General features: G+C 61.3%; 5 protein-coding genes. 3 read left to right on the top strand and 2 right to left on the bottom strand.

Translation table 11 applies throughout. The annotated features are described in order from the left end of the window. Positions 1 to 796: 796 nt before the first annotated feature. Positions 797 to 2,047, top strand: a complete 1,251-nt coding sequence (locus RCAS_RS04720; RefSeq protein WP_041330215.1) for a PAS domain S-box protein — start codon at positions 797 to 799, stop codon at positions 2,045 to 2,047. 161 nt (positions 2,048 to 2,208) lie between these two features. Here RCAS_RS04720 and RCAS_RS04715 read toward each other — a convergent pair whose 3' ends face one another. Then, entirely contained in the window at positions 2,209 to 4,536 is a 2,328-nt protein-coding gene (locus RCAS_RS04715; RefSeq protein WP_012119466.1) for an alpha-L-rhamnosidase-related protein, read from the bottom strand. A 350-nt stretch (positions 4,537 to 4,886) separates the two neighbouring features. On the opposite strand from RCAS_RS04715, the gene clpB reads away from it, so the two are divergent. Continuing rightward, on the top strand, positions 4,887 to 7,502 hold the full coding sequence (gene clpB / locus RCAS_RS04710) for an ATP-dependent chaperone ClpB (RefSeq protein WP_012119465.1): 2,616 nt from the start codon (positions 4,887 to 4,889) through the stop codon (positions 7,500 to 7,502). Between the two features lie 442 nt (positions 7,503 to 7,944). Here clpB and RCAS_RS04705 read toward each other — a convergent pair whose 3' ends face one another. Continuing rightward, positions 7,945 to 10,689, bottom strand: coding sequence for a beta-glucosidase (locus RCAS_RS04705; protein ID WP_012119464.1), 2,745 nt, complete (start codon positions 10,687 to 10,689; stop codon positions 7,945 to 7,947). Positions 10,690 to 10,907: 218 nt separating this feature from the next. Here RCAS_RS04705 and RCAS_RS04700 point away from each other — a divergent pair, with 218 nt between their 5' ends. Beyond that, positions 10,908 to 11,735, top strand: a complete 828-nt coding sequence (locus RCAS_RS04700; protein WP_012119463.1) for a YceI family protein — start codon at positions 10,908 to 10,910, stop codon at positions 11,733 to 11,735. The last annotated feature ends 280 nt before the right edge of the window (positions 11,736 to 12,015 follow it).

Below are 12,015 nucleotides of genomic sequence, written 5' to 3'. Positions count from 1 at the left end.
GTCATGGAATCCCCGGAGGGGCTTTCACGATCGTATACCAATGACGATTGAGGATGCCCGGTTGCATCTGGTGAAGCCCCAGTGTCGTGGTGCTTTCACGATCGTATACCAATGACGATTGAAGATGCCGCATGCTGGTCATTCCGAGCGCAGCGACTTGTCATTCCGAGCGCAGCGAGGAATCGAAGCGGGTCGCGCACGACCCCTCGTGCTGATCGGGATGACCATGCCGGATGGTCACAGGGAATTGGTCGTATAGGAAGATCAACCAGAGATTGGACAATCTCGTGATCGGCGTTGGCTGAGCCCGTCGAATCCAGCGCATGGTGAGCCTGTCGAAACCAACGCCGGCCGCTTCACAGGCACGGGCTCGATTGTCTGAGTTTTGGTCCTCCCTATGAGCCAGGGCGTCAGCCCGCAGCGCCTTCAACTGTGTCCGCCTCCGTGAACCTTCGAGCGCTGCAAGAACCACCTGACGCGGGTGTCTCATCGCTGATGAAAATGAACAGCATGGTCGGGTAGAGCCTGTGAAGGCAGGCTTCGCACTCACCTGCAATTTTCCCGTCTTCCATCTTCCGAACGCTTTTCTGGTAATGTCCTGGTAATCTGTGGCGCATATCATTCCAAAAGAATGAAGATTCAGCGCTGCCATTATTCGACCTTGAGACGTCGTCAACTGTGCCAACGCCAGACGTCACGTTCCGTTGAAGCGGGCGTATGAGCGACCCGCCTGAGCCAGCAGCGTTTATCACCAGGTTCGTGAAACACGATATTGAAAAGGAAGGAGCGCTCTGCGATGACCGCCACGAACGCGAACATTACTACGCTTGAAGCCGAGAACGCTGCGCTGCGTCAGCGCGTCAGCAACCTGGAAGCACGCCTCGCTTCCTCCAGCGGCGTCACCGCAACCACAACCAACCACGCCATCATCGAAGAGTTGCGCAGTTTTCGCACCCTGGTCGAGACTGCGCCACAGGCGATCTCTATTGCGAACATCGACGGCGTCATCACTTATGCGAATCCTGCATTTCACGAGTTGATCGGCTACGACACGCTGATCGGCGTATCGCTGATGGCGCTGCACTTTGAGGAGGACCTCCCGACCATTCAGGCGCATGTGCAGGATGTGATGCGCAGCGGCATCTGGCGCGGTAGTGCGCGCCTGCGCCATCGCAACGGCCACGCCATCCCGGTGCGGATCAACGCCTTCGTCATTCGCAACGACGCCGGTCATCCTGTCGCCATGACCGGCATGTTCGAGGACCTGACCGCCGAAGTGCAGCGCGAGGAGCGCCTGCGCCTCTTCGAGGCGCTCGTCGAGAACGCCCCCGACGCCATCGGCGTCGCCGATTTCGCCGGCGCCATTCTCTACGCCAATGCCGCCTACAAGGCGTTGACCGGCTACGGCGACGACCTGATCGGCATGAATGGCTTCGACTACATTCACGACGAGGATTATCGCGCGGCGCAGGTCACTCTGGCGCGCCTGGCGGAAGGCAAAGCCGCGTTCCTCGAAGCGCGCATCCGCCGCAAGGACGGCGGCATCGTACCGGTGGCTGCAACCATGTACACCCAGATGTCACCCAATGACACACCTCGGATTATTGGCTTTCTGCGCGACATCAGCGCACAGAAGCGCGCCGAGGAGGAGCGCTTCGCCTTGCAGCAGCAGGTGATCGACGCGCAGCGCGCCGCCATCCGCGAACTCTCGACGCCGCTCATCCCGATCAGCGAGACGGCGGTGATTATGCCGCTGGTCGGCGCCATCGACAGCGCGCGAGCGCAGCAGATCGTGGATGCGCTGCTCGAGGGGGTGGCCGCGTATCGCGCCGAGATGGCGATTGTGGACATCACCGGGGTGCAGGTGGTCGATACGCAGGTGGCCAACGCCCTGCGCGGCGCAGGCGGTGCGGCTGCTGGGCGCGCAGGTGGTGCTGACCGGCATCAAGCCGCAGGTGGCGCAGACGCTGGTGCAACTGGGGGTGAGCCTGGAAGGCATCCGCACCGCCGGCACGTTGCAGACCGGCGTGCGCCTGGCGCTGGATAACGACGCGAACCGGCGACGCAATGGGAGTCGGTGACTCGCGCCTTCGTGTGGGCGGGCTACCGGCGCGCGCCTGTATGTGGCGCATCTGTGGGCGCGTCTGAGACGCGCCCTCTCTGTCTGTGCTCCGTCGCAGCAGGCGGGCTACCGGCGCGCGCCAACGTTCAGGCGCACCAACGGTGCGCCCCTGCGGTCAATTCCTGCACTACATGTCCGTACCGGAATGTCCCGGTTAATCCCTCCGGCAGATTGATATCGATGGTCATTCGTCCGTTTATTTGCGTGATCGTCACATCAATCATTCCGCGTGGATGCGCCAGTGCGCCGGAGACGGCGCTCAGATGGCCTGGCATCGGAGCAATGACCACGTGATCAAATCCGAACGATGCCGGACGGATGCCCAGAATAGTTGCAAAACAGTGGTAAAGCGGATGCGCTCCCCATCCGTGACAGTCGGAACGGGTTGGTTCCGGTTGCTCTGGCGTGGTCTTAAACCCTTCGTCGGGGAGCGAGAGCCACACATCAAGCCGTTCAAAGAAGGCGTCTGCCATCCCCAGAATGTAGTATGCTTCAAACAGATAGTGCGTGAAGAAGATCGTCGTCCGGGTCAAATGTCTATCGTTGCGCAGCCGTTCGGCAATGCGCTGCTGTTGTTGCGGGTCGAGCGCACCGCTCAATACCGCCAGCGCCTGTGTGTGCTCTGAGAACGAGGTATGCTCCAGGTCATCGGCGAACAATCCCCGCGCGTCATTCCAGAAACACGCTATCAGGCGCGCTGCCAGTCGCGTTCGATGGCGCTCATAGCGTTGCGCCAGCTCCGCTTCGCCTGCCCACTGTTCGAGTTCTGCCGCCAGCCGCAGCGTGTATGCCAGATGCCAGTTGAGCACACCGCTGACCCCTCTGTCGCCATCGGGCGGAACGCCGTGGCGCCACGCGGGAACCCAGTCAACGAAGTTCCACCCCGATGGCGATGGCAACAGTCCGTCGCTATCGATCAGGCGCAGGAACCCATCCAGCACGGCGCGCATGCCGGGAAGCAGACCGGCGATAAATGCCTGGTCGCCGCGCCACATGGCATAATCGTGGATCATTGCCACCCACCAGAGCGCAAATGGTGGAATGATCTGACGGTCGCAGCACGGAAACCGCGCCAGGACCATGCCACTCGCCTGACGCGAATGATCGAACAGCATGAGCGCCTTGCGCGCCAGTCGGTCATCGCGGCTGATTGCATAGGTTGTCAGCGCCTCCAGGCGCGCGTCTCCCACGTACATCATCTGCTCGTAGTAGGGACAGTCCAGATATGTCTCGTGAGAGCACATCTGCAATGCGCGAACCATAAGCGGCAGCGCGCGACTCAGACGTTCATCGTCCAGTGTCAGGCGACTTTCCATCTCCAGCGGATAGCGCGTCTCCGTTAGAGTGAATGACTCAATGGTCAGTGGCTCGTCGGCGGTTTCGACCAACAGGTGCAGATAGCGCCCGGCACGCCACCAGAGGGTTGTGAACACCCGTTCTGCTCCGCCGTCCGAACGAAACACATCGCGCATCAGACTGACGAAATAGCGGTCTTCGATCTGATCGCGGCGCTCTTTGCGTTGTCCTTTGAGGTCCCAGAACAATGCTTCCGCCCAACCAATCGTCAGCACACTGCCGCTTCCGCCAGATACGACAATCTGCGGATATGCGCACACATAGTCGGTGAGATCAAATATCACCTGCCGTCGTTCATGGGGTGGCAGGATGAACGGCGCTTGTCCCGCCGCCAGCGCCTGCCAGTGGTCGCGCTCCTCGTCCATGCGATTGTCGGGCAGCACTGCCACAATCTCCGGGTTCTCCCAGGCTCCTGCGCTGACCCATCGAACAATGCCAGCAGTGCGTGGTATGGAGCACTGAGCCGGCAGCGGTCCGGGTGTCAACGCATGTTCCGGTTGAATGCCAAAGAGCAATGCCCTGCCCTCCATGCGATGCGCAGCCGGTTCCCATCCGTCACCGTCGCCGTTCAGCGCCTCCCAATCGAATGATGCTCCATCGATGACCTGATTGGCGCCGGAGAACCAGGGCGAGTATGATGTGGCGCCCGGCAAAAAGAACGAGTAGCCGGTCAGTAACTTGACTTCCCATTGGGCGATGCCGGTCGAAAGCAAATGGCGGAAGGGCGCATCAGCCCAGAGCACGAATCCCGGCGCGACGCTCATCTGCGCCAGTGGCGCCAATTCTTTCAGACGCCAGACGCGCGCCGTCAGCACGTGTCTCCCTGCCCTCAGCGACAGATCATACATGTCATAGAACCACATGTCAGGCACGCCACGTTCAGGTCCGCGTCCTATCCGATGACCATCGAGCCATAACTCGTATCGCTCATCAGCGCTTACCCGCACTCGCGCAACACTATCCTGCTCGATGTGAACGTGCAATCGATACGCTGCAACGACCGGTGTCTCGGCGCACTGTGGCAGCCTGATCCAGACAGGCGACTGCTGCGTGCTCATACGTTTCTCCAACAGTTCACTAACGCGATTGAGACCGAACCATGATATGCTACGTGTCAGAAAACCAGGCGAGAGGCGAGAGGCGAGAGGCAAGCGGCGAGAGGTGGGAGGCGAGTGGCAAGAGGCGAGCGGCGAGAGGCGAGAGGCAAGAGGCAAGAGGGGGAGGCGAGCGGCGAGAGGCAAGAGGTTGCAGGTTGCAGGTAGGCGGGTTGTAAAGCGGAAACGTAGAACAGAGGACGGCGGAAGGCCGGAAAAGGTTTGCCGCTGCGTCCTCTGTGTCTCTGTGGTGAATCATCAGGCGCGAAGGTTAACCCCTGCCCCCAGTTCTCGATTACCAGGAGGAAACATAGATGACATTCAATACCAATCGATTGACCCAAAAATCGGAAGAAGCCTTGCTGTCGGCGCAGAGCATGGCGGAGCGCAACGGCAACAGCCAGATCGAGCCGGAACACCTGTTGCTGGCGCTGCTCGAACAGACCGACGGCGTCGTGCCACAGGTGCTGACGAAGCTCAATGTAGCTGTCGGCGCATTGGTGCAGCAACTACGTGCTGAGATCAACAAGTTCCCGCGGGTCAGCGGCGGCGGCGTACAACTCCAGTACTCGCCGCGCATGCGCACTGTCGTTGTGCGCGCTGCCGATGAGATGCCGCAGTTCGGCGACGAATACATCAGCACTGAACATCTCCTGCTATCGATTTTGCAGCACGCCGGCGGCGGCGCAGAGCGGGTGCTGCGGCAGGCGGGCATTACCCGCGAAAAACTGCTCCAGGCGTTGCGTGAAGTGCGTGGCAGCCAGCGCGTCACCAGTCCAACGCCGGAGGGCACCTATGCGGCACTCGAACAGTATGGACGCGACCTGACCGAACTGGCGCGGCGCGGCAAACTCGACCCGGTCATCGGGCGCGACGAAGAGATCCGCCGCGTGATCCAGATTCTCAGCCGCCGCACCAAGAACAATCCGGTGCTGATCGGCGAGCCGGGCGTCGGCAAAACCGCCATCGTCGAAGGGCTGGCGCAGCGCATCGTGCGCGAAGATGTGCCCGAGGCGTTGAAGAACAAGCGCATCATTGCGCTCGACATGGGCGCGCTGATCGCCGGCGCCAAATACCGCGGTGAATTTGAAGAGCGGCTCAAAGCGGTGCTGAAGGAGATTCAGGAGCGCGACGACGTCATTTTGTTCGTCGACGAGTTGCACACGGTTGTTGGCGCCGGCGCCGCCGAGGGCGCAATGGATGCCAGCAACATGCTCAAGCCAATGCTGGCGCGCGGTGAACTGCACATGGTGGGCGCCACGACGCTCGATGAGTATCGCAAGCATATCGAAAAGGATGCCGCGCTCGAACGGCGCTTCCAGCCGGTGATGGTCGATCCGCCGTCGGTCGAGGATACCATCTCGATTCTGCGCGGTTTGAAGGAGCGGTATGAGACCCATCACGGCGTGCGCATCACCGATGCCGCAATTGTTGCAGCCGCAACGCTGTCGGATCGCTATATCTCCGACCGCTTCCTGCCGGACAAAGCGATTGACCTGATCGATGAAGCGGCGGCACGGCTGCGCATGGAGATCACCAGCGACCCGCAGGAACTCGATGACCTGAAGCGGCGCATCATGCAACTCGAAATTGAGCGTGAGGCGCTGAAGAAGGAGAAAGACAAAGCCAGCAAGGAGCGTCTGGAGAAACTGGAGCAGGAACTTGCCAACCTGCAAGAGCAGCGGCGCGCCGTCGAAGCGCAACTCCAGCGCGAACGCGAGCAACTGACGCGGGTGCAACAACTGAAGGAACAGATCGACCAGACTCGCGTCGAGATCGAGCGCGCACAGCGGGTGTACGACTATAACAAAGCGGCAGAACTCCAGTATGGGCGGCTCAACACCCTGGAGCGCCAGCTGGCGGAGATCGAGGAACAGATCCGCGCATCGGGAGGCGGGATGCTACGTCAGGAAGTGACCGAACAGGATATTGCCGAGATTGTCTCGAAGTGGACAGGCGTGCCGGTCTCCAAACTGCTCGAAGGCGAAATCGAGAAACTGGTGCACATGGAAGAGCGTCTGCACCAGCGCGTCGTCGGACAGGACGAAGCGGTTTCGGCAGTGGCGAATGCCGTGCGGCGCGCGCGCGCTGGTTTGCAGGACCCAAACCGACCACTCGGCTCATTCCTGTTCCTGGGTCCAACCGGCGTTGGCAAGACCGAACTGGCGCGCGCGCTGGCAGAGTTCCTCTTCGACGACGAGCAGGCGATGGTGCGTATCGATATGTCGGAGTACATGGAGAAGCACACCGTTGCGCGGCTGATCGGCGCGCCTCCGGGGTATGTCGGCTACGAAGAGGGCGGTCAGTTAACCGAAGCGGTGCGTCGCAAACCCTACTCGGTCGTGCTGTTCGATGAGGTGGAGAAAGCGCACCCCGATGTCTTCAACATCCTGCTCCAGATTCTGGATGATGGGCGGCTTACCGATGGCCATGGGCGTGTGGTGAACTTCAAGAACACTGTGATCATCATGACCAGCAACATCGCCAGCCCGACCATTCAGGAACTGGCGCAGCGCGGTGCGTCGCAGGACATTATTCGCGCCAGCGTTATGGAGGAACTGCGCACGCAGTTGCGACCGGAGTTCCTCAACCGGATCGATGAGATCATCGTCTTCAAGCCGCTGTCGCGCGAGCAGATCGGGCAGATCGTCGAGATCCAGCTCAACCGATTGCGTCGGTTGCTGGCGGATCGCAAGATTTCGCTCGAACTCAGCCCGGCGGCGCGCGAGAAACTGGTTGCCGAAGGGTACGACCCGGTCTTCGGTGCGCGTCCGTTGAAGCGGGTCATCCAGCAGCGCATCCAGAACCCGTTGGCGCTGCATCTGTTGCAGGGCGAGTTCCGCGACGGCGACACCATTCTGATCGATGTCGCGCCAGACGGATCGCTCGCCTTCGAGCGCATTGTCGTTGGCGAAGTGGTATCACCATAACCATACCTTCCGGGGAGCGGTCGTGTCCAGGCGTTCGAATGGTTTCTCCGCTTTGCCACGCCGGACGCGCCGCTCCCGCCTCCACCGGCGGCGTTCCATAGTCGAGACGGTTGCGCGGTTGAGACTGCAAGGATCGGGCGCGTTCAACGCGCTACCTTCACCCTGCCCCCCCCCGCACGACGCCAGCCCCAGAACCCCCGCGTGCGGGTTGCGCGGCAAGAGCGTGTATCCGGCGGCGCCAGCCCCAGGACCCCCGCGCACTCCGGCACTCCCGCCAGAGGACGGACCCGCGCACCTCACCCCCTGCCCCTCTCCCGCGCGTGGGAGAGGAGCAGGGGGTAAGGGGAAAACGGTGCATCCCAACGCCATACATGCCGGATATGCCCATACGTGCTGTCCGCCCTTGAACCGTGCCTGCCAGAGGCGTCCCGACCGCTGCGCGTCATGCCTGAATCCGCGCCAGGTCTGCGGCAATCGCGCCCAACAGTTCCGGCGTGATCCGATCCGCTGCGAATGCTGCCATCTGCGCCAGCGTCAGCCCCATCATGACACCGACGCCAGCCTGTTCGACAAAACCGGGCATGTGGCGTTCCAGCACTGCACGCGCACCGTCGTGTTCGATCAACGCCTTGACCGGCGAGTCGACACTCAGTTGCACCGGCGACTTTGTCGGTCCGCCGAAGGCGACAGTATCATTCAGATGAAACACCGCGCGCGCCCGGATGTCCTGCGATGAACTTCCCACAAGAACCTCGAACTCACCTGCCTCGGCGACCCAGGCATGCTGGACGTCGTCCCAGTACGCCAGCGCCTCCCGATCAAGCGAGAAGGTCACCGTTTGTGTCTCGCCCGGTTGCAGCGCGACTTTGACAAACCCTTTCAACTCCTTTGCCGGTCGGGCGACGCGCGCGGCGCTGTCGCGCACGTACAGTTGCACCACTTCCTGACCGGCGACCATCCCGGTGTTGGTGATGTCGATCTGCGCCGTGAGCCGATCATCGGGAGCAATGACATCGGCGCTCAGGCGCAGGTTATCGTAGCGGAACGTGGTATACGAAAGACCGAAGCCAAAGGGAAACAGCGGCGCAACCTTTTTCTTCTCGTAGTAGCGGTAGCCGACGAAGATACCTTCACCGTAGCGCACCCGCCCGTTCTCACCGGGATAGTTGATGTATGCCGGATTGTCTTCCAATCGAACCGGAAAAGTCTGCGGCAGTCTGCCCGAGGGGTTAACATCGCCAAACAACACGTCGGCAATCGCGTTACCGCATTCCTGACCGGGATACCACGCCTGAAGGACCGCCGCCACCCGATCCAGCCACGGCATCGTCACCGGCGAACCGGTTTGCAGCACGACAATCGTGCGCGGATTGGCGGCTGCCACGCGCTCGACCAGTTCGTCCTGCCTGCCGACCAGGTCCATATGCGGGCGATCATACCCTTCGCTCTCCCAATCGGCATTCAGCCCGACAAACACCAGCGCAACGTCGGATTGCGCCGCCAGGGCTGCGGCGCGCTCGATGGCGTCTTCTGCAACCGGCGGCAGATAGCCGAGCCGCACAGCGGCAAGCATGGTCGCGCCCTGATTACTATATTCCAGGCGAAGCGCGTAGGTTCGACCGGCTTCCAGCGTCATCGGCGCCGTCGCTTCGGCGCTTCCTGCGCCAAAGAACGCATCCCCGCGTGTCTGGGTCGTCCAGTTGTCGATGATCAGTACGTCGTCGACAAAGAGGCGACTCAGCCCGGCGCTGATCAGGCTAAAGGTATGCGTTCCACGTTCGGCGGGCGTAAACCGCGCGGTGAAACGCGCCGAAAACTGGCGTGGATCGACGCCCGGCGCCACCTCCCCTAGCCAGACCTGCTCGCTGCTCTCGGTCGCCGCCTGATGAACCGGCTCACCGGACAGGTCGTGGGTGTTGTAGTAAGCGACGGTAAAGCCGCGCCCCTCGCCGCTCTCCGGCGTCACCAATCGGCTATCGAAGCGCGGAAGGTGTCGATGGTTCGTGCAACCGATCTCGTACTCCAGGATCACCTGCCCGCCGACTCGCGCCGCAATGCCGTCGTAGGGCGAAATGGCGTAGTGCGCGTTGACCTGTGCGCTCCCGCCACCCATGATCTGTGCCGTCTTCGCGTTGGGTCCGATGATCGCAATCGACGACAGGTTCGCCAGATTGAGCGGCAGGATGCCGCCATCGTTCTTGAGCAGCACCATGCTCTCGGCGGCAGCACGGCGGATCAGCGCCCGGTGCTCAGGGCGATCAATCGCCTGCTCAGGGGGAATCTCCGGTGTCTCGAACGCCCCCGCGCGCGCAATCGTGCGCAATATTCGACAAGCCGACTCATCGATGGCTTCCATACGCACCTGACCATTCTCGACGGCGGCGACTAATCGCTCACCGCGCCAGCGCGTTGGTCCCGGCATTTCAAGGTCCAGCCCGTTGGCGGCAGCCTCGACGACGCTCTTCGTGCCGAACCAGTCGGACATCACAATGCCATCGAATCCCCATTCGCGCTTCAGGATATCGTTGAGCAATACCGGATGCTCGCTGGCATACACCCCATTGACACGATTGTACGCCGCCATGACCGCCCAGGTTTTCGCCTCCTGCACGGCAGCGCGAAAGGGAGGCAGATAGATCTCGCGCAATGTGCGTTCATCGACCTCAGAACTGATCGTGTTCCGCTCGAACTCCGAGTCGTTGCAGACGTAGTGTTTGATCGTCGCGCCAACGCCGCGCCGCTGCAACCCGGTGATATAGGCGACCGCCATGCGCGCCGAGAGATACGGGTCTTCGGAATAGCACTCGAAGTTGCGCCCATTGAGCGGCGAACGATGGATGTTAACGGTCGGCGCCAGCAGGAGGCGAGCGCCTTTGGATTGCGCTTCTTCGGCGAGCGCCTCGCCAACCTCTTCCACCAGCCTGCTGTTCCATGTCGCGGCCAGCGCAATTCCTACAGGGAAGCACGCTGCCGTAACGGCGCCACCGACGAATCCACCTGCACCCCGCGCGCCGTTCGGTCCGTCCGTGACTTTGATCGCAGGAATCCCCAACCGCTCGATGGGAGTGGTCGTCCACATGCTCGATCCTGCCATCAGCGCGACCTTCTCCGCCAGCGTCATCTGTCGCAGCAGCGCTTCGATGCGCGCCTCCACGTCGTTGGTGAGAGCGACTCCCGTGTCAGTCATGGCGATGTTCTCCCTGGAACGTCTTTCCATTGGCGATAATTGCTGTGCATTCTACATTACCACGAGTCGCGCGCCTGTGTTCAATCACCCGGCAAATGCTAAGACAATTCTCATCTGATCCATGCTCTTTTCAAAACGATTCGACAGTATCATATCGTGGGAGCATCATCCATAGAGCACCGCCCGATTATGATTCTTACCAGGGAGAAATCTGATCCATGAATCGAAATCGTCTGTTTTTGGGCGCTGCTGCGGCGCTCATTGTCCTTATCGCCGGGTTCTGGATCTTTGATAGCGTGTTGGGCGACACCCAGCCTGCGAGTGGTCCGATGACAGCAATCCCGATTAATGCGCAACCCACGAGTGCGCCTGAGCCAACGACTGCGCCTGCCGATCCAGCGCCGGCAACCCCCACAGAGACCGCTCCTGTGGCAACTGCATCACCTGCGCCTGTTGCGCCGACGGAAGCGCCAACCGCGCCACCCGCCGGTGTCGCGCCGAATCAGGTCATTCGATACCAGATTGTCGCCGATGAATCGAAGGTCAGTTTTCGCATTGCCGAAGACCTGCGCGGGCAGCGAATCGAAGCGATTGGCACGACGAACCAGGTTGCCGGTGAATTCGCCATCAATCCGAGCGACCTGACGACGGCGCAGATCGGCGTGATCCAGGTGAATGCCCGCACGTTTGCGACTGACAGCGGTAACCGTGATCGCGCGATTCGCAACTTTATTCTGAATACCGATCAGTACGAATTCATCACCTTTACGCCGACGGCTATCGAGGGATTGAGCGGCAGCGGCGCGCTCAATGAGCCGTTCACCTTCACTATCCGGGGCGATCTGACCATCCGCGACATTACGCGACCGGTGGCGTTCGAGGCGACTGTGCGCGCCGAGTCTGCCGAACGGCTCGTCGGTGTCGCAACCACAACTGTGAAGCGGAGCGATTACAACCTCCAGATTCCGAGTGTGCCGTTCGTCGCAAACGTCAGCGATGACGTTGTGCTGACCATCGAGTTCGTGGCGCTGGCGGCAGCGCAGTAAGCAAAGGAAGAGACGTTGAAATAGGGCGTGACGCCCTGTTTCGCCTTCACCCCCTGCCAGTCTTCTCCACTGCGCTGCCGGGAATCTGCGGGCTGAGGCTGCTGCGGGCTGAAGCCCTTGCTAAGATCGTGCAAGCCCCTTGGGGGCTTCTATGCCCTGAGCGAGGGCTTTCGCCCGCCGCGCAAAGGAAATGCGACCGGCGGCGCAGGTCGTCTGCCGGACGTATATCACATTTACCAGTCGCCGGGCGGGTGAACGCATAACGGAACATGTATTCGCA

It is taken from the genome of Roseiflexus castenholzii DSM 13941 (genome assembly GCF_000017805.1).
In the GTDB taxonomy this organism is placed as follows: Bacteria; Chloroflexota; Chloroflexia; order Chloroflexales; family Roseiflexaceae; genus Roseiflexus; species Roseiflexus castenholzii.
Note: the sequence above shows the minus strand (reverse complement) of the source record. Positions and strands in the feature narration are given on the sequence as shown.

Coding starts and splice junctions, on each gene's coding strand:
- RCAS_RS04720 (WP_041330215.1), top strand. CDS start 797: ATGACCGCCACGAACGCGAACATTACTACGCTTGAAGCCGAGAACGCT.
- RCAS_RS04715 (WP_012119466.1), bottom strand. CDS start 4,536: ATGAGCACGCAGCAGTCGCCTGTCTGGATCAGGCTGCCACAGTGCGCC.
- clpB (WP_012119465.1), top strand. CDS start 4,887: ATGACATTCAATACCAATCGATTGACCCAAAAATCGGAAGAAGCCTTG.
- RCAS_RS04705 (WP_012119464.1), bottom strand. CDS start 10,689: ATGACTGACACGGGAGTCGCTCTCACCAACGACGTGGAGGCGCGCATC.
- RCAS_RS04700 (WP_012119463.1), top strand. CDS start 10,908: ATGAATCGAAATCGTCTGTTTTTGGGCGCTGCTGCGGCGCTCATTGTC.